The following is a 19,888-nucleotide window of genomic DNA, read 5'->3' as shown; positions in this document are numbered from 1 at the left end:
AAGAATTTAAGCTGTCCTGTTCAATGGGACAGCTTTTTCTAAGAAAGGAGAAATCCATGCCGAATCCTTTTCTTTCCATGAATGCTATAGATAAATCATTTGGAAAAGTTAATGCCCTGAAAAAAGCTGAATTTCATCTTAGAAACGGTGAAGTACATGCTTTACTTGGTGTAAATGGTGCAGGAAAAAGTACCCTTATGAAAATACTCTCGGGTGTGTATGAGCAAGACATGGGAGAAATTTTGTTAGAAGGAAAAAAAATACGAATACGTTCCCCTAAAGTCGCGAAGGACCTTGGAATTTATTGTGTATATCAAGAGGTAGATACTGCTATTGTTTCAGAACTCTCGGTTGCAGAAAATATATTGCTGGATTCTATTGTTGCTGGAACTAGTATGTTTATCTCCAAAAAGAAACTAAATTGCGAAGCAAGGAATGCCTTGAAGCAGTTACAGGCCGAGGATATTCCGGTAGAAAAACCAGCATTTATGCTTTCTTTAGCAGAAAAGCAGTTGGTACTAATAGCGCGTGCACTTGTAAGTTCTGCAAAGGTTATTATCTTCGATGAACCAACGGCACCTTTGTCTCTTCATGAATCTACAAAGTTATTTTCAGTTATTAAAAAGCTAAAAGCAAACGGAGTAGGGTGTATATTCATATCTCATCGACTACCAGAAGTATTTGAAATCTGTGATCGGATAACTGTTATGGGCGAAGGTACGTTAGTAGGGACCTATAATACTGCCCAGACTAACCAAGAAGAGGTTATTGAAGCTATGCTAGGAACTTCTTATAGCAAAGACTTTCCTGTTCGTACACATGCATTAGGAAATACACTACTTCGTGTTAAAGAAGTTTCGGCAGGAGAAAAGGTAAGAAATATTTCTTTTCATGTGTCTGAAGGAGAAATTGTTGGCATAGTCGGGCTCGTAGGGGCTGGAAAAACAGAGTTAGCTAAAACGTTATTTGGATATTCTCCACATACAAAAGGAAGCATTGAAATCTTAGGAAACAGCTTGAAAATAAGGCATCCAAAAGATGCGATAAAAGCAGGCATGGCTCTTATTCCAGAAGAAAGACGAAAAGAAGGGCTATTTGTTCATGAAGCATTACAAACAAATGCATCTTTTCCTAATTTACAAAATTTTTCTCGTTTTTTATTTATGAATAAACGGAAAGAAAAGTCCTTTGCAAAAGAGATTATTGAACGACTACAAATTAAAACAAATAGTACAGAAACACCGCTTGTTTATTTGAGTGGAGGAAATCAGCAAAAAGTTGCTATAGGAAAATGGACTTCGTTGGATTCGGCTCTTTATTTGTTTGACGAGCCAACAAAAGGCGTAGACATAGGGGCAAAAACAGATATTTATAGGATGGTTCGTGAGTTTGCTGAAAAAGGGAAGGGTTGTCTTTACTTTTCAAGTGAAATTCATGAAGTTCTAGGAATTTCTGATCGCATTTTAGTTATGTATGATGGTCAAATCGTGAAGGAGCTATCACGGAAAGAAGCGACCCAGGAAAGGATTTTGCTTTATGCAAGCGGAGGTAAAGAATAATAAGTTGCAAGAAAGAGGGATTAATTTTCTATTTAAGTTTGGAGCTATTGCATTACTTATTTGTATTATTATTTATTTTAGTTCAATAAGTGATGCCTTTTTTACATATGCAAATTTTACAGATATTCTGCGCTCCATTTCTATCGTTACCCTATTAGCATTGGGAGTAACCTTCACACTTGTAGTAGGAGGTTTTGACTTAAGTGTAGGATCTACTATGTCGCTATCGACAGTTGTGACCGCATCTCTAATGGTCTGGTACGAGATGCCTTTATGGCTAGTCTTAATTGTACCTATTCTTGTAGGAGTATTAGTGGGTTTGGTTAATAGCTTTCTAATTGTAATTTTAGGTATTCCTGATTTACTAGCAACATTAAGTACGATGTATATTGTAGCAGGCTTTCATCGGACATATACAGAAGGATACTCCATTTACAATAATATGCCACTGACTTCAGGTGGAACTGCTCCAGGGCAACTCTCAGAGGCATTTCTTTGGATTGGTCAAGGGAGATTACTTGGTTTACCTGTACCTGTTTGGATTATGTTAATACTCGTAGTAGTAGCTTATATTGTTCTCAATCATACACGCTGGGGTCGTATATTATATATGACGGGTGGAAATGAGGAAGCTGCAACATTGTCGGGAGTGAACACACGTAAAGTGAAGTTTATCGCTTATATCATTTCCGGTATTTTTGCTTCATTGGCAGGAGTATTATTCACAGCGAGGGTAGGTTCAGGTCAAATTGATGCTGGCACCCCACTTTTAATGGAGGCGGTTGCTGCAGTTTTCGTTGGCTATTCCGTACTAGGAATTGGGAAGCCTAATGCACTGGGCACTTTTTTTGGAGCAGCAGTAATTGGAATCCTACTGAACGGTCTAACCATTTTAAACTTACCTTATTATGCATTTGATATTATTAAAGGAACAGTATTAGTTTTAGCACTGGCAGTCACTTACGTGTATGCGAAAAAACGTTTTTCTCGCGCTTAGTGAGAAGAACTTCGCTAAACAAACAAAGGTTTTTCAAAATTATTATAAATAAAGAGAAAACATCGTTGAAATTTAGGATAATCTACTTCATTATGGAGGATAGAGAATCTTTTAGTAGTCTTACTACGAGATAATACATTAGATGAAGGAAGTAGCTTATGTCTGAAGAAAATATTACACGTTTATATGTTAACGATAAAGAAATTATTCTCATCGGAACGGCACATGTATCGAGACGGAGTGCAGAGCAGGTAAAGGAAGTTATCGATAGAGAACAACCAGATTCTGTTTGTATTGAATTGGATGAGCAAAGATACCAATCTATTATAGATAATAATAAGTGGAAGCAGACAGATATCTTTAAGGTTATTAAGGATAAGAAAGCTACCCTATTATTAATGAACTTGGCAATTTCTTCTTTCCAAAATCGAATGGCTAAACAGTTTGATATTAAACCAGGTCAAGAAATGATACAAGGTATTGCAAGTGCGAATGAGAACGGGGCCGAAATTGTATTAGCAGACCGTAATATCCAAACTACTTTTTCGCGCATTTGGCATAATCTTGGATGGACAGGGAAATCACAATTACTTACTTCCGTTTTCTTTAGTATTTTCAGTAAGGATACTATTTCGGAAGAAGAGCTGGAGAATATGAAGTCCAAAGATACTTTAAATGCTGTTTTAGCAGAGTTTACAGAATCTTTTCCAAAGTTAAAAACACCGTTAATCGATGAGCGTGATCAGTATTTAGCTCAAAAAATTAAGGATGCGCCAGGAGAGAAAGTTGTAGCGGTATTAGGTGCCGCTCATGTACCTGGTATCACACAGGAAATTCACAAGGACCATGATTTAGCTAAACTATCATCTTTACCACCAAAGTCAGTTGTCCCTAAAATAATTGGTTGGGCTATTCCGATTCTAATTGTGGCATTAATCGTGTTTACATTCATCGCGAATCCTTCTGCAGGTTTTGACCAGGCACTAAGCTGGATTCTTTGGACTGGTTCAATGGCTGCAGTTGGAGCAGCAATAGCTTTAGGACATCCATTAGCAATTCTAGCAGCATTTATCACGGCACCAGTTACAGCACTTCATCCTATTTTAGCTTCAGGTTGGTTTTCAGGACTTGTCCAAGCGTATATCAAGCGACCAACGATAGCTGATTTTGAAACTTTATCGGAAGATGTCTTTACGATTAAAGGGTTTTGGAGAAACAAAGTAACTAGGGTATTACTTGTAGTCGTACTAACTAATTTGGTTGGATCATTTGGGACCTTTATAGGTGGAGCAGATGTTATACGAGTATTTTTCAAAAATTTATAGACAGTTCATCCCTTGTTAAGCATTGTTGCATAACATGGGATTTTTAAACAGTATATTTTGTGAACTTATAATAAATAAATGACAAAGAGGGGCGGAGAGTTTGGAATGTAATAATTGCCAGGTAAAAGAGTTAGAATTTGAGTTTAAAGTCGAAGGAGAGCGAAACCTTTCGATGCTGGGAGATGTTTTGGCGCATCTACATCGCCAAAAAGTCTTAACAGAAACACAAAAAAATAGATTCATATTAAAGGAGCATGATGTTAGAGATTTTATAGACTTCTGCAAAGATCATATGGAAACTTCTCAAGTCTTATTCCGAGTATCTAAACAACAACCATGGGAGCTACTAGCAAAAGTAGAGGAAGTTTTAGATGTTCAATGGATCGATGAAGTGATCCAACAACAATTAATGATTTGCCACTACCAACCGATTGTAAATGTTGAGGAACAGGTTTTTGCTTATGAACTGCTGAGTAGATTTCAAAATGAGGATGGTTCCATAATCTATCCAAATGAAATCTTTTCTGCTGCAAGAGTAAGAGGAAGATTATATGCTTTGGATAGAGCATGTAGGATGATCGCAGTGAAACATGCAGCTTCCATTAAAGAAAAGAAAGCATTTATCAATTTCATTCCTACTTCTATATATTCTCCAGAGTTTTGTTTAAAATCTACCACGGCATTAGCAGAAGAGCTAGGTATAAATCCGGTCCAACTGGTATTTGAAGTAGTGGAAACGGAAAAAGTAGAGGATATAGAGCATTTAAAGAAAATTCTTGCCTACTACAAGGCAAAAGGATTTGAATATGCATTAGATGATGTAGGTGAAGGTTATAGCACGATGGAAATGCTGGCCGATTTAAAGCCAAAATATATGAAGTTAGACATGAAGTATGTGCAAGGTGTTTCAGAGGATAAAATGAAACAAGCTGTTGCACAAAAATTTTTGGAAAAGGCTTTAGAAGTTGGGTCAACTCCCTTAGCAGAAGGAATAGAGGAACGAGTAGATTTTGAATGGCTGAAAGAACAAGGATATAAGTTATTTCAAGGCTATTACTTTGGAAAACCTGAAGCTAAGCCCGTCTTTGAAGAAAAGTAAATACAAAATTAAAAACCAACTATCCGGTGAAAGATAGTTGGTTTTTATTATTATACTTTCTTTTTAGTATCTGCTTCTTTGTCATCTAATTTAAACTCTTCGGTTACTTCATCGACGATATCTTTAGTTGAGTTTTTGAATTCTCTTAATGTTTGTCCAACTGCTTTACCTAATTGAGGTAATTTAGATGGGCCAAAGACGATTAAAGCAATTATTAAAATAATGATTAACCCTGGTACTCCAATATTTGGCATGGAAGTTCCTCCTTTTAGTGGCTGGTGCATTAAACTATTGGTCTAAGATTTGATCCTCAAGTGCTTGTTTCGCAAGTTGTTTTTTATAAGACCAACTAGACACAAGAATACTTATTTCAAAAAGCAATAATAACGGAACGACAATAATAAAATCAGAGATAAAGTCGGGAGGAGTAATGGAAACACCAATTACTACAAGTACAAAATAGGAGACCTTTCTCATTTTTCTTAATCGATCTGGTGTTATTATACCCAATTTGGTTAGGAATAGTATAATAACAGGCAATTCAAATACAATACCTACTGGAATCACTAAGTTAAACATAAAAGTGAAATATTGTTTCATCCCATATGTCTCTAACGCACCGATAGAATCGTTGATATTAGACATGAAATTCAGCATTAAAGGAAACAGTATGTAATAACTAAAGCTGATTCCTAATAAAAATAATAAAAATGACACGGGAATAAAATAGCCCGTACCCTTTGCTTCATTTGCGTTAAGACCCGGCCTGACGAATAACCATATCTGATGTAGCGCAATAGGTAAGGTTATTAATATGCCTAATATCAACGCACATTTAACATAAATCATTAACCCATCTGTATAACCGAAAACATTCCATTCTACATTCATGGCAGTTGGTTGTTGTTTTAAGAAAGTGAGTGTTTTTGGAGCCAACCAAAACCCTAAAGCAAGGGAGAGAATGAAAGTCGATGCAACAATTATAAGTCTTTTTCTAAGTTCTGTTAAATGTTCCACAAGCGTCAGTTGTTGTTCTTGATTCATTTTTGTTACCACCCCATTTTCTCAAATAAAGTGAAGCTTGTTTATATATTATGCAGTACCCTTCTGCAATCCATTATACCCAGTAAATGTTCTTTTGTATCATCTACACATTATACTCTTTAAGAACTAATTGTAAATAAAAGACTGCTTATTGTCACTAAGAAAACAAGTATTAAATGTAGTTTAATTATTCGGAATTCAAAATTAATAATTTATTTTTTCCTAAAAAACGCCATAAATTTTGTGTCTCGAAGTACTTGTTTTCTGTCAAAGCAAGTATATAATAATTCTAGCATATCCTCTATTAAAAATTGATTGGGCTGACAGAACTTGAGACCGTATAATGAAAAGATTAGTATTTACCATGGAATGGCATCTACTATAGCACTTAACTTTTCCAATAATTTTTTCCCTATTTTTGCTATAACCATATTAGGGGCCACTAATTATCAAGTAGGATTAATTAGCTCTTTACCTCCATTAATGGCATTGTTAATGACAATACCTGCAGCAATCTTACTTAATCGCGCAAGCACACAAAAGAAACTGGTGGCGATGTCTGTTTTACTGGCAAGATTGATGTTTTTGCTTATTGTTCTGGTTGTCTATTTACCTTCTGATTCGTTTCAGTCATGGGCTTTCTTAGGAATCATAGCTTTTATCAGTGTTCCGAACACGATAGCCAATGTAGGGTGGCAAACATTGATAAGCGGAATGATTGATGAATCGAGAAGAGGGCAGTTTTTTAGTGATCGTAATCGCTTATTAACGTTAGTTGGACTTATATCAACATTACTAATTGGAATACTGATGAAAGATGCTACCGAGAGTATTATTGCCTATCAAATTCTGTTTGCATTAGCATTTGGCTTCGGATTATTAGAAGTATTTTTCCTCTTAAAACAAGAAGAAGACGTTGTTGAAACATCAGATGAGCAAATAAAAAAGAAATCAATGGACTGGAGCATTTTTAAATATTCAAGCTATGTTTGGTTTTTGGCAGCTGCTCTATTATTTAACTTTGGTTGGCAAATGGCTTGGGGCTTGTTTAATATTTATAATGTCCGAATAGCAGGTGCAACAATTTTTTGGATTAGTATGTTCTCCGTTGGTAGTCTGCTTATGCAGTTTCTCACGTTCCCATTATGGAAGAAATGGGCGGATAAATACTCTAATATGCAAGTCTTCATATGGGCTGCAATTGGAATGGCAACAACTCCTTTTTTAACAGTTCTATCTACAAACTTATACTATTTAACTCTAATTCAAACAACTTCAGGATTCTTCTTATCTGGTACTGTTCTACTATTATTTAACTTGTTGTTGGAGCAATCACCTGAAAGGTATCGTACGTACTGTATTACAACGTATAATGTGCTCCTTGCCTTTGTCGCATTCATTGCACCTCAAATTGGAATCTGGTCATTGAATCTTATCGGAATGAACTTGTCTATGTACATTAGCTCAGGATTACGATTATTAGGAGCGGGCGCCTTTTTGTATGTGTTTTTACTGAATCAACGATCACAATCTAAAAAAGAAAAGCATGCTTAGTGGCAAATGCTTTTCTTTTTAGATAAAATGTCTAGTTTGTTCCTACTCCACGGAGGATAAATTGGATCGTGAGCTCGGATTCAAGCTCGTCATTCCAATCACTATTTGGAAAGAAAATGTACCGTGAGATTAGGTAACCAAATATACTAGTAACTGCGAAACGAACGATGCTAGGTGGAGGGATATCAATTAATTGACCCTTTTCTTGGTAATTCTCAATAATCCCCAAAATTTGCTCATATGTTTTTTTGGCTATTTGTTCCACAAACTGCTCACGTAGTTCGGGCTGGAAAGGTATTTCCTGGATTAAAATTTTTATAACCGGAAGTAATTTTTTAAATACATCTCTTCTGTTTTCGATTGTTGCTCTAAGAAAATCTTCGACATTGTCATATGGTTCATCTAATACCTTATGAAAATCCTTCACAATGAACGGACCAACTATTCTAGTCATAAGTGGAGTAACTATAGAAATAAGCAATGTCTTTTTTGTTTTATAATGCTTGAAAATAGTTCCTTCAGCAACTCCGGCCATTTTAGCAATCTCGCTTGTGGATGTAGCAGCATAGCCTTTTTCTGAAAATATATCTATGGCTGCAAGTATTATCTTTTTTTGCTTGTCAGTTAATTTTTCATCATCAAAAAGTTGGTGTAACAACGTTTCTTCTTCTGCCATTATTTACTCCTTTCATAAGGGACTAGATTTTACGATATTTTTTTAAGGCAAATATATTTAAAATGATAAAGAGTAATGCGAATCCAAACAATACAAAAAGTCCACTTTTAATACTATCTAATCCTACTCCTTTATACATAACTTTCACTAATGCATTTCCACCATAGTACATAGGCATAAACTTCGCAATGATTTGCATCCACTCTGGCATTCCCTCCACTGGTAAAATTCCAGCAAAGAAAACTTTGTATAACTATATATGGAGGTAATTATCAAATCTTATCATTAAAAGCCGATAAGACTTAATGTAACAGATTTAATAATATTAGCCATGGAATATTCACATGGATATATTTTGGGGGGAGAAATGATAAATATAGATAGTAAACGTTATAAGTATATTGTAACCGAATATGAGGCTTTTGATTACTATGAGGGGGAATTACATAGGAATTATGTAGTTGGAATTGGATTAAAGGATTTAGAAAGTAATATGATCTACCCTTCCCCATTTAACAACTATATTAAAAGTGTGTACAGGAGGAAAACTAAATCACTAAGCAACCAAAGAAATGCAGCTTATGAATTAATAAAGTTTTTAAATTATATCAACAAACAAATCACTAAGGGACACAGAGAGTTTACGCTTTTAAAAGAGGAAGGCGTATTCGGCATAACCCTCATGCATGGATCTCAATATATAAGTCACCTTTCATTAAGGGCGCGTGCGGGTAAACTTTCCTCTCCCTATGTTTACAGAATTGAAGGATATTTAATAAACTTTTATCACTGGTTATTTAAACAAGAACTAATAAGTGAGCCTATAGATTTAAAGTCTGAAGAATCCCCTTTTGATGACTTAGAGCTTGGTACTATTTATCCAGGTAAAGATGACAGAGTTTCTTCTAAACTTGTAGATTTTGGTGAGAATAGATATGAACTATCAATTAAGTTTATTAGATTAGCAGAAAAATTTGCACCTGATATAGCATTGGGTATCGCGTTTCAGTTTTTTGGAGGATTGAGGGCTGGTGAGGTGGTTAATCTAACAAAAGATGGTTTGGAAAGACCAAATTATTGGAATCACAATGATTTGGGTGAAGATGCATTTGTATTGAAAATTAGAGATAGACAACAGTTGTTATTTGACCATAGGAAGAACCAGACTCATGAGCAAGTGAAAAGATCTAGAAATCAAAGTTTATTAGTTAATCCAATTCTCTCGAATCTTTTCAAGAAGCATAGATTACATTTAAGTTTATTAGAGAAAAAAGGAATATTGAAAAATAGTCATGCTCTCTTCGTGTCATCTCATAATGGCGAAGCCATATCAGGAAAACGTTATTACGAAAAATTCAATGGGGTAAAGAAAGAGTTTTTCAAGCAGTTAATTAGAGAAGAAAATATTCATGATTATGAATTTCTTTCGAGAAAGAACTGGTCAACTCATATTTGTAGAGGTGTATTCACGAATTTTTTACTCGATATAGGTTCCTCCGTTGCAGAGGTAGCGATTGCAAGAGGCGATAGAAATATTATGTCCGTTCTTTCTTATGTAGAAGAACAAAATGCAATAAAGTTAACGAACCAAGCAATAAATTTAATTCGTGAAGCTTATAAGAATCAAACGGCTACAATAGATGCGAGAAATATTCAACCATGGAGGAATAAATTCTATGATAAAAGAATTGACGGTTAAGGAGGCATTAAGATTATTAGAGTTAGATTACTACGAATATAAAGAACTAGATAATATAAATGATATTTATCTGAACGCTGTTTCAATTTTAAGAGGCGAACCTTATAAACAATACAAAATGAACACTAGATTATTAAAAAGTTTGGCCGAAAAGGATACGATATTGTCAAAAAAAGAGAATGGAGTACGATTATTTTCCATAAAATCGGTTGCTGAATACCTAATAGACATACGATTATTAGAGCAACATTTTATTCCTATTACTGAAGCTATGAGAAAAATTGGTGTAGATTCTACTACAAGTCCTAGATATTATATTCAAAAGTTCCTTTATTTAGAAGAAAATAACTTCTGTAAAGTTGCTAAGCTAAACTCAAAAATAAATTACAATAACTATTTTATAGCAAGAGCAGGTTTTGAAACCTTCCTTAAAAGTCATATCTCTATCCCAGAGGCTGCAGATGTAAGTGGCATTAATGTGGGTTCACTCGTCACAGATTGGGTAAAAATTCAAAAACCTATTATCAAGTTTGGGCATGCTAGAAATCTACACTTTATTGATAGAACAGAGTTTGATGAGTATAAACTAATAAAACTAAAATATCGAAATGCAAAAAAAAATGGATATTCAAGAACAGCAGCCGCAATAGAACTTGGTCTATACCCAGCTATGTTTAAAAAGGTAATAGAAGAATATTCCTTAACACCAATTTATCTGCACGATAATAAAAGTGTTAAAGAATATCAGATGTTCCTTGAAACAAATGATATTGAGTTTCTTAAAGAGGAACAAGAAAAGCTTTGGAAACAGGCAATCGAAAATTATTATACAAGAGAAGAAGCAAAGTATTTATTGGGCTTATCAGAATTATCCTCTTATTATAACTTTACCACTGTACCTATACCTGCACTAATTAGAATTGATCGAGATAAAAGACTTTTAAAAAGAAATGGCATTCAGAATTTCTATCTTAAAAGTGAAATCGATAGCTACAAAAAGAAAAAGTCTGCTGTTGATGGTACAAGAGATATTATTTATCGTATGGTCGGTGATCCATTTTTTGTGTTCGTAACAGCCGTTAACGATATGAATTTAACGTTTTCAACTGAGGCAATTGAGACGAGTGAATTATGGAAGAAGTACGTTAGAAGAAAGCTTAAAAAGTCAAAAGCGAACAATTATGGCCTAAGTAACACTATAAAGCGCCTATTAGGAGCAACCGAAGTCTTGATATTAAATACTCTTGATAAAGAACTTAGTGAAAATACAGAGAAAGAACTTAACTTGAAAATATTTAATGACCGAAGTATTCCCTCCACCTTTAGAGAGGAGATAGTATTTTTTATTAGGATGATTAATAAGAATGCAGAAAAACATGGAAAGAAGATATTTAATCTAAACAGCATCAATTACAAATTCCAAAATCAAGACAATACGAATAATAAAACTATTTATACAATTGAAGAATATATTATGTTATTAGATTTTGTGTCAGATATTGACAAGCATAAGAAAAAAGCAATAGACGAAACAATTAGTGCTATAGAAGGTTTTAGGGACATTAAATATGCATCATCCTGGCTTTATACACTACTCCACCTTAATAATGCTTGGAGACATTATGATATAACCTTGTTTCCAAGGATAGATTTAAGTAGAACAAGAGTGACGAATTTGGAATGGCTGAAAGATAACGATATAACGCAAGAAGAAGCTGAATCTATTGTAAATCAAGTTAAAGCAATGAGCTTTATTCATTCCAAAACGAAAAAGAAGCGTTACTTTTTCTGTTCAGATGAATTAGTTATACCTTTTGCTTACGCTGCAATTATATGTGAATTAAAATGTCGTGCATCAAGCCCTCACAGTGGTCGAATTATTGATTTTACACATGTTTCTAGAAAGTTTAAACAATTATACAGGAATGAATTTTTCTCAGGATTGGAAGAGACTTTTCAATTTAAATCTAAAAAAATGAATCGTACATTAATAAGCTATATGTACAATGTTATTAAAAAGGTAACTATGCGAAACCCGTTAGAAATTACAAAGTTTTTGCGGACACACTCAGATGAAGAAGTGACCAACATTTATACGGATATTCCCCAAGAACATATAGATTTTATCACAAGACAACTATTTGAGGTTGGATACTTTGGATATGCATACGATATTTTAAGTGAATTATTGATAGGTACTCCCCCAGACGATCGATTGGAAAGAACAAATAGATCTCTTCATATTAAGCAGTTATTTGGTGATGTTTTACATTTAGAGAAAACGGCAGGTTATTTGAATGCTTTAAGTAAGGAACGTGAAGTTACTCGAGAGGTGCTGCAAGGTTATACAGATAAAGAACTTAAAGGGCTTTCAGACGTAATAAAATTGGGTCAACAACCTGCTAAAGACGAAGGTTATCATTGTTTATTTAACCATTGCCGTTTTGAAGAAGTTGAATGTAAATATTGTCCATTTGCAGTAATACATATTTACACGCTTTCTCAACTAGGAATAACAGCAACTGAGAGAGTAAAGGAGTTTACTGATAAATTCCCTAAGACCAGTAAAGAAGGAGAAAAAACACGTTTAACCAATAGGATGTATTCACAGTTATTCTTAATAAAACAGGCAGTTAATCGTTTTGGAGATGAGGTTGTTTCAGAGTATATGCCGGAAGGATTAAAGAACTTTAGAGAAGAACTTGACAAGCTTCCTAGTGTTTTGGAGTATGCAACTATTAAACTCAAGTAGGTGATTAATACGGAGGGCAATTCATTATTAAAACGCGAGGAGAAATATTTTAACCAGGAACTTTATGACTTTAATGATTATAAGTTTGACATTGAGTATAGTATCGAAATAGGAAAAGATATTCTATATCAAGAAAAAGTAAATAAAAGATTAATAAAAGGTGATTTTGAGGACAGTCTTTGGGTTTTTAAGGATGAGACTAGGGATACTCGTATTAATTTTGACTTTAACGACATAGATTGTTATAGCTCGAGTATTGATACACAACATGAGTGGAAAAGTATTGTGAAATGCTGGATTACCTCTCTTCTACCTAGTCGTTCTGTAAACACTGTTCGAATGTATTATTCAGGATTAAAGACATTTTTATTAATTTCTGAAGGCTTTAAATCTATTCAAACAATCAAAGATCATTTTAACCATAAGTTAAATGAAAGAAAGAGATGGGGATTAACCATCTATATTTTAAACTTTCTCGACTATTTCGAGGAATTGGATAATAATTTGGAACTTTTAAGTTTTCTGATACAAGCAAAGGCTGAGATACATACACCAGATTTAGTCGGTACAGTGAGAATTCTCCCCCCTTCCAAAGAGGTTATTCTCTTCTCATGGATTATTGAGGATTACTTTGCACAAATAGATAAAGATAGTCAGGAATATTATAAGTACTTCTCCATTTTTTTATGGTGGAACCTTACAAATTTAATTCCCATGAGACCATCCGAATTTTGCAAACTTAAACGAAACTGCATAAATGAGACTGGAAATAAATTTTACATCTATTTACCAAGAATTAAACAAAAGAATTCAAAGAATAGGATACAAGTCATTGATACAATTGAAATTCCACAGAACCTATACCTGTTGATTGAAGATTATATAGAACGAACTAATTCTTACGGAGTAACAGAAACACTTGTTTCATACGCTTCCATGAAAAGTAAATATCATGGAAAGTTAGATAATAATCAATTTAGTTTAACCATCTTATCTTATTCTATAACTAAATTCTATGAGGAAGTTGTCACGGATAAATATGGTTACTCAGTGAATCTCAATAAGGCTGCAAATAAGATTGAAACTTATGACATAACTCAAATGGTAAAACCAGGTGATACTAGACACTTTGCTTTTTTAAACTTGATGAGGCAAGGCTATCATCCTGTAGAAATTGCTAGGCTAGGCGGTCATGTGTGTTTACACTCTCAATATCATTACCATCAACATCAAGAATATTGGGTTGACACAGAAATATTAGTGCTAATGCAAAAATTTAGCTTGAACAAGAGAATGAAACAGCAAGAACACCGGACAGGAAGTCCTATTGTAAATTATCAATTAGAAGAGGAGATCAAAGAAAAACATATTTTTCGTGTGACGACGTCTGATGTAAGACACGAATTAGAATTAGGTTATTGCACGGACTTATATCAAAACTGCAAAACGGATTGCTTCTTTTGTGATTCTTGGAGAATAAGTCCAGAGGAATATCTAGAGAATTTTCAACTAATTAGTGAGGAAATTGAAAAATGTGACAACGAAGTTATTAGGTTAGCTAATGTCTTGGCAAGTTTAAATAAATTAGCATTGAAATTTGCATTTAAAGATGATGAATATGCTGAGTTCAATCCCATTTTTAGTAATGATTTATTAATAGCAAAGAACGAATTGGATACCGCTTTATACAAAGCCACTAAGTTTAGAAATAAACTAAAAAGTTGAGGTTAAAGAAAATGGAGAATACTAAACGGAAACCTGGGAGACCAAGGGAACAATACCCTATTGATGAAATGAAGAAAGTACTATATCTCTATAATAAAAATAGAGCAAGTAAAACCCTTATCGAATATATGGATGTTTTTCGATATTCTAACAATCTATTTGAACAAGGAGAAACAACATATAAATTTACTGAGTATTTTTGGCGTAAGGGTAATGGCAGAAGAGCAATTGATCAAATGAATAATGTATATATGGCTGAATTTAATATAAAAAGCGATGCTAATGATCAAATTGTTAACACTCAGGACGTTGTAGATAGATATTTTAAAGGAAAGGTAGAAGATAAAGAAAAACTTCTGGGGTTATTAACTATAAACGAAACAAAGTTAATGCGTCTTATTCAAGAAAATGAGAATTTGAAAGAAAAACTAAAAAACTCCGAACATCTTGTCCAAATGGAAAAGGAAAAGACAGTTCTATGGAAGACTAATTCTGATAGGTATGAGACTATATTATTTACTTGGCTAGAAGCAAGTATTAGTGATGATGTTCCTCTAATAAATTTAATGACAACTGGAAAAACAAGACATCCAATTGTTTCTCATATGTTTGAAACCGCATTTTCTGAAAATCCAACAATAGGATATGATAAATTTGAAGAATTTAGAAAAGGGATGAAACAAAACTCGAGAGAAAATAACATAGTGTCAATAAATGAAAAGAAACTAAGAAGTATTCTTGACGATATAGATTTATAAGAAGTAGTTGAGAGCATTTCACAAAACATAACATATGCAAATCTGGTTCTTAGGGCCAATAATTCCTTTTATGTGGAATTATTGGCCCTTTTTGTAGAAAAAGGACTCAGCAAGTGTAAACTTTCTACCTTTTCACATAAATATTTTATACTAACTGATTGACAAATTTAATGCCTTAAAAGCAGCCCTGCTTAAAGACAGATAGGTGCTATTTTACAATTAATTTTTTTGTTTCTTTTAAATATATTTAAAGATTAATAATTTATTGGAAGGATTTTAGAAATAATTGTTGAATTACATATATATATATCAGAATTTTCAATATTATTAAAATATTTTTGATTTTTAGTTGAAAAGTAGTTTTGATTTTAGGTTAATCATACCTTTGATTTTGCCTAATAATTAAAATTTCTTGTTCCTATCTCGAACTAAATATGGGGGTTCAATTTAAATAATCATTTAATGTAATTAAATAGGAAAAGAGTTGGTGAAATTGAGAAATAAAAAAACATTTTTTTACATAGTAATTATTTTAACAATAGTATCAAGCATTTTTTTCGTAGGATTTAAAGATAAAAATGCTAACAATGAGGAATTAACTCTCAAAGAGACTGTAGTTCTTGGGATAAATACAGCTAAAAAATGGAATGAAAATGCAAAGTTAACTAAGCTTACGAGTAACGATGAGAAAAGGGGTGGAACCAGAGGAGATACAGGGAGACGATATGATTGGAATTTATTTTTCATAGTCCCCGGTACGGATAAGCAACTGCTAGTGGGAATTTCAAAAGGAGTAATAGATTTAGAACAAGAGTTAATTGGACCTAAGGATGCAATAGCAATTGAATTGGATGATCTTAAGTTTGATAGTCCGGAGTTATTAAAGATCGCAAAAAATAGATACAATCTCCGAAAGGGAGAGGATTGGGCTACAGGATATCATTTTACACTTGACATTATTGGTGATAAACCTACTGTAACGGTATTTGGCATTGATAAAGATGATCTATTTACAAGGGTGAATATTGACCCTAAAAGCGGTAAAATAACTGGCGCTATCCATAAAGTACCCGAAGGAGGAGGATTAATTTCAATACGCGCAGGATCTAATACACCCAAAATATCCAAAAAAGGAATGGCTATTAAAGGGATTTCAGGGAATAGTGATAGTTTAGTTGCTTGGGGAGATCAAAAACCAAGAGCGTTTAATTCAGCAGTTCAGCCTTTTATTGAGTTAAGTAATAACAACGGAGAATCTTGGAATAGATTAAATATTCATCAAAGTATTGTTAATGCTTGGTTTAATTCAAACAATCAATTATATGTTGCTACGGAATCAGAGTTGGTGAGAATTAAAGAACCAGAGGATAAAATAGAAAGTATTTTAAAACTAAAAACACAAATTGAAGGTATAGACTACACACCAAATAATAACATTGCAATTTTATCTAATGGCTATATATACACAACAATTGATGATGGGAAAAACTGGAGTAAAACAACTGAACCCGAACCTGTCATGTCACTTCAAATTTCTAATAGTGGGAGTTTGATAGTTTTTACAAATGACAGAAAAGTTCTCCTTAAAAACGATGAAGGGTGGGATGTTCTTAAAATACCTAATGAAAAAAAGCCGTCAGTTCTAAAGGTAATAAATGATGATTTATACCTCATCATAGATAATGAATTATGGGTCCATAATCTAAAAGATAATCGATGGAGTAAATTAGAAACTAATACTCTAATAAGTAGATTAATAAAAAAAGGAAACAATTTATTTGGAATTTCTGAAGAAGGCACAATTTATTTAATTGATTTGGGGGCTGATTCCAATGAACTTATAGAAAATAGATTGTTTTCTATCCAAGACAAGATTGTCCTAGATATAGAAAACAATAAAACAGGATTATTTATAGCAACAACACCGGATTATATTTGGGAAGAAATTAAATAAAATACACAATATAAAAATAGGATCAAGGAGGATTTTATATGAAAAAAGTAATTAAGTTTATCCTTATTGCAAGTATAATATTTTCTTTTGCACCACAATCAGCAAATGCTATCACTTTTACGCAAGTAGATCAAGATGTAACTGCATATACAGCTAGCCAAAAAAGATCAAATGGGACAGCTAGAACAAATGCTGCTGGATTAGTTCCAAAAGCAGGTGACGTAGCAATGAAATTTGCGACAAGTATTCCATTTGGCTCAACAGTTACTACACCAGTTGTAATAACAAATGGTGATGGACAATCCCTAAGAGGTTTTACGGTTAATGATAATGGCGTAGATCCGGATTTGTCAAAATACGCCATAGATGTTTGGTGGGGGTTCTGTAGAACTGATAACTATTCTGGTACTAATTCAACTCTATTAGGGTGCTCTACATCTGATGCTAAATATGTAAGTGCAATAAAATTCGGACGGAAAACAATGGACCTTAATTTTTATCTTAGAGATAATTAAAAATATTTAAGTGAAAAATTAACATATAAAAATGCGGTATTTCATTTCATTCACCTCGGATGGATTAAAATGCCGTTTTTTATTATATCTTTACGATTTCTACATCGAACTTTTAACTGATTTTCTATCATTTGACCTTTATTTTTCTTAGAAAATAATAAAATTACTGACATGCGGGTAACTGTTCGTACAAATTAATATGTTAGGTAGCGGAGTTCAAGGGGATATTGGAAGATAATTTTGCTAGCTTTAGAACCATGCATGTTTATTCCAGAGGCTTATCGAGGTTAGTGAGAAGACATAAAAAAAGTTATTAATACAATTAGAAGTAGGTCACTAGGTATTAGTTGTGCAAACTATAAAGTTTGGGATGTGGAGGGAACTCGAAATCAGTCATTGTCCCTTCTATATGCAAAAGTCCATCTTGCAATAAGTGTAGAAAAAAAGTAAAGGAATTAAGAGAACGGGGATTCAATGTGAAAGGTCTGATTTGTTCCTTTAGTGAAGAATTATAGCCATGATGACTTGGATATAATTTATACAACTAAGTAATTAAAATAAAAAATTTTTTTATCCAAGGTATTGACGTTATACAAAGTAATTGTGGAATAATAGCGATTGGTATAAATTGCATCATTTGAAACTCAGAATTTGCAAACGCTGACAATAAAATTCCAAGTAATAATGCAACAAGTGCTAAAGACAAATTAATCAGTAATACATTCCAGAGTGACCCTACAAGCATGATACCTAATACTTTTATCGAATAAAATACAACGATTAAAGTTTGCATAATAGCGAATATTCCATATCCGATTAAATAACCAAATACAATCTCATATCTTTTGATAGGAGTTGCCATTAAACGATCCAAGGTGCCGGTTGTTCGTTCGCGTAATAATCCAATTCCAGAAATTAGAAAAACAAAGAAAAATACAAAGAAACCGACTAAAATAGGACTTAACTGATCAAAGAAGGTGGTATCTTTAGTTCCATATATGAAGGAGGTATTAATATTAGGTGCTTCGAAGGGCTCCAAATTCAATGTATTACTCGATAGCTTGCTTTCAATATCTTTTATAATTTTTGAAAAATTGCTTGCTTGTTCTTTTGAATTTACTGCATTAATAGCTTGCAGTACTTTTGTTTGTAGAACCTTTGCTGTTGAAGGTTGATCATTGGTAATAGTTAAATGGATTTCTTTGTCTTCAAATAAGAGTATCCCATCTAATTGATCATTCGAAATGATTTGATGTGCATTTCCTAACTGTTCATACTTAACAACATCAATTTCTAGTTCTTTTAGTTGCTCTACAATAGCTTTGTCTGCACCTACTACACCGAGTTTTGGGGAGACTGTGTCAGCGTCTAGTAAATAATGAAGGAGAGTTAATATAACAAGGGGTGCAACCATCATTAGAGCAAGGGTGCGTTTATCACGGACCATTTGAATACAAATACGTTTAACTAATGCTATTATATTCATCTTTTTCACCTCCTGCTTTTAAGAAAACCTCTTCTAGGCTGTTTACTTGATATTCGTTTTTCAATTTTGCTGGGGTACCACTTGAAATAATTTCTCCGTCTTTTACCATAGCGAGTTGATCACATTTATCTGCTTCATCCATAACATGTGTGGTGATTAAAATGGTTTTCCCTTCATCTTTTAGACGATTAATCTCTGCCCAAATAGACTTTCGCAACGCAGGGTCAATTCCAACGGTAGGTTCATCTAATATTAAAATTTGTGGATCATGTATAAGAGCAACTGCTAAGGAAAGTCTTCTCTTCATACCTCCAGAATAGTTTTCTACCTTTTGAACTAGGTGTGGTGTCAGGTTAACTAGACTTGCCGCGTAAGCAATTCGTTTCTTTTGTGCATCTTTGTTTAGTTTGAACAGAGATGCAAAAAAGGAAAGGTTTTCTTTACCTGTTAAGTCATTGTAAAGAGCATCTGCTTGTGCCATATAGCCAACTTTTTGCAGTAGCTTCAAATTCGGTACTTGAGTGTTTAATACCTTAACATGGCCACTGGTTGGTTGATCCATTCCAACGATGATTTTAACAAGGCTTGTTTTACCTGAACCGGAAGGACCAATCAACCCAAATATCTGTCCTGGTTTAACTGAAATGCTAACATTATTTAAAATTACTTTTCTCCCGTAGCTTTTTGTTATCTGGTTCAATTCAATAGTTGAAGTCATTGTATACCTCCTCCTTAATTAAGTGAG

Annotated in this window: 16 protein-coding genes and 1 pseudogene; 11 read left to right on the top strand and 6 right to left on the bottom strand. The window is 33.5% G+C overall.

Features of this window, described 5'->3' with window-relative positions; genetic code table 11:
• The first annotated feature begins 56 nt into the window (after window positions 1–56).
• From ACN6MX_RS19495 to ACN6MX_RS19480, 4 genes are all read left to right on the top strand, one after another.
• On the top strand, window positions 57–1,559 hold the full coding sequence (locus tag ACN6MX_RS19495; RefSeq protein ID WP_419960423.1) for a sugar ABC transporter ATP-binding protein: 1,503 nt from the start codon (window positions 57–59) through the stop codon (window positions 1,557–1,559).
• A complete protein-coding gene (locus ACN6MX_RS19490; RefSeq protein ID WP_419960422.1) occupies window positions 1,537–2,556 on the top strand; it encodes an ABC transporter permease in 1,020 nt (339 codons plus the stop codon). Before ACN6MX_RS19495 ends, ACN6MX_RS19490 begins: the two co-directional genes overlap by 23 nt.
• Before the next feature lie 158 nt (window positions 2,557–2,714).
• Window positions 2,715–3,881 carry a TraB/GumN family protein gene (locus ACN6MX_RS19485; protein ID WP_419960421.1) on the top strand — a complete coding sequence of 389 codons (1,167 nt, stop codon included), beginning with the start codon at window positions 2,715–2,717 and terminating at the stop codon, window positions 3,879–3,881.
• Between the two features lie 100 nt (window positions 3,882–3,981).
• A complete protein-coding gene (locus ACN6MX_RS19480; protein WP_419960420.1) occupies window positions 3,982–4,980 on the top strand; it encodes an EAL domain-containing protein in 999 nt (332 codons plus the stop codon).
• 50 nt (window positions 4,981–5,030) lie between these two features.
• Here the strand turns inward: ACN6MX_RS19480 and tatA are convergent, their stop codons facing one another.
• Both tatA and tatC read right to left on the bottom strand, forming a co-directional pair.
• A complete protein-coding gene (gene tatA / locus ACN6MX_RS19475) occupies window positions 5,031–5,234 on the bottom strand; it encodes a twin-arginine translocase TatA/TatE family subunit (RefSeq protein ID WP_419960419.1) in 204 nt (67 codons plus the stop codon).
• Between the two features lie 34 nt (window positions 5,235–5,268).
• A complete protein-coding gene (tatC, locus tag ACN6MX_RS19470) occupies window positions 5,269–6,024 on the bottom strand; it encodes a twin-arginine translocase subunit TatC (RefSeq protein WP_419960418.1) in 756 nt (251 codons plus the stop codon).
• Window positions 6,025–6,354: 330 nt separating this feature from the next.
• Between tatC and ACN6MX_RS19465 the strand changes: the two genes are divergently transcribed.
• Entirely contained in the window at window positions 6,355–7,578 is a 1,224-nt protein-coding gene (locus tag ACN6MX_RS19465) for an MFS transporter (RefSeq protein ID WP_419960417.1), read from the top strand.
• Window positions 7,579–7,609: 31 nt separating this feature from the next.
• On the opposite strand, the gene ACN6MX_RS19460 is transcribed toward ACN6MX_RS19465, so the two are convergent.
• Both ACN6MX_RS19460 and ACN6MX_RS19455 read right to left on the bottom strand, forming a co-directional pair.
• Window positions 7,610–8,254: a TetR/AcrR family transcriptional regulator gene (locus ACN6MX_RS19460; protein ID WP_419960416.1), complete on the bottom strand. Its 645-nt coding sequence runs from the start codon at window positions 8,252–8,254 to the stop codon at window positions 7,610–7,612.
• Window positions 8,255–8,276: 22 nt separating this feature from the next.
• Window positions 8,277–8,486, bottom strand: a pseudogene (locus ACN6MX_RS19455) (ABC transporter permease); the annotation flags it as partial.
• Between the two features lie 135 nt (window positions 8,487–8,621).
• On the opposite strand from ACN6MX_RS19455, the gene ACN6MX_RS19450 reads away from it, so the two are divergent.
• The 6 genes from ACN6MX_RS19450 to ACN6MX_RS19425 all read left to right on the top strand — a co-directional run bounded on the left by ACN6MX_RS19450 (window position 8,622) and on the right by ACN6MX_RS19425 (window position 17,657).
• The gene (locus ACN6MX_RS19450; protein ID WP_419960415.1) at window positions 8,622–9,953 is read left to right on the top strand and encodes a hypothetical protein; all 1,332 of its coding nucleotides are present in this window, start codon (window positions 8,622–8,624) and stop codon (window positions 9,951–9,953) included.
• Window positions 9,931–12,705 (top strand): hypothetical protein, encoded by a 2,775-nt coding sequence (locus ACN6MX_RS19445; protein ID WP_419960414.1) that lies wholly within the window; start codon window positions 9,931–9,933, stop codon window positions 12,703–12,705. The genes ACN6MX_RS19450 and ACN6MX_RS19445 overlap by 23 nt, the downstream gene beginning before the upstream one ends.
• Window positions 12,706–14,430, top strand: a complete 1,725-nt coding sequence (locus tag ACN6MX_RS19440) for a hypothetical protein (RefSeq protein ID WP_419960413.1) — start codon at window positions 12,706–12,708, stop codon at window positions 14,428–14,430.
• A gap of 11 nt (window positions 14,431–14,441) precedes the next feature.
• Window positions 14,442–15,188, top strand: coding sequence for a hypothetical protein (locus tag ACN6MX_RS19435; protein WP_419960412.1), 747 nt, complete (start codon window positions 14,442–14,444; stop codon window positions 15,186–15,188).
• 493 nt (window positions 15,189–15,681) lie between these two features.
• Window positions 15,682–17,142: a hypothetical protein gene (locus ACN6MX_RS19430; RefSeq protein WP_419960411.1), complete on the top strand. Its 1,461-nt coding sequence runs from the start codon at window positions 15,682–15,684 to the stop codon at window positions 17,140–17,142.
• A 38-nt stretch (window positions 17,143–17,180) separates the two neighbouring features.
• Window positions 17,181–17,657: a hypothetical protein gene (locus tag ACN6MX_RS19425; protein ID WP_419960410.1), complete on the top strand. Its 477-nt coding sequence runs from the start codon at window positions 17,181–17,183 to the stop codon at window positions 17,655–17,657.
• 544 nt (window positions 17,658–18,201) lie between these two features.
• On the opposite strand, the gene ACN6MX_RS19420 is transcribed toward ACN6MX_RS19425, so the two are convergent.
• Window positions 18,202–19,143 carry an ABC transporter permease gene (locus ACN6MX_RS19420; RefSeq protein ID WP_419960409.1) on the bottom strand — a complete coding sequence of 314 codons (942 nt, stop codon included), beginning with the start codon at window positions 19,141–19,143 and terminating at the stop codon, window positions 18,202–18,204.
• The gene (locus tag ACN6MX_RS19415; protein ID WP_419960408.1) at window positions 19,121–19,861 is read right to left on the bottom strand and encodes an ABC transporter ATP-binding protein; all 741 of its coding nucleotides are present in this window, start codon (window positions 19,859–19,861) and stop codon (window positions 19,121–19,123) included. Before ACN6MX_RS19415 ends, ACN6MX_RS19420 begins: the two co-directional genes overlap by 23 nt.
• Window positions 19,862–19,888 lie beyond the last annotated feature (27 nt).

Origin of the sequence: Psychrobacillus sp. BM2, assembly GCF_048572895.1 — a bacterium.
In the GTDB taxonomy this organism is placed as follows: domain Bacteria; phylum Bacillota; class Bacilli; order Bacillales_A; family Planococcaceae; genus Psychrobacillus.
Note: the sequence above shows the minus strand (reverse complement) of the source record. Positions and strands in the feature narration are given on the sequence as shown.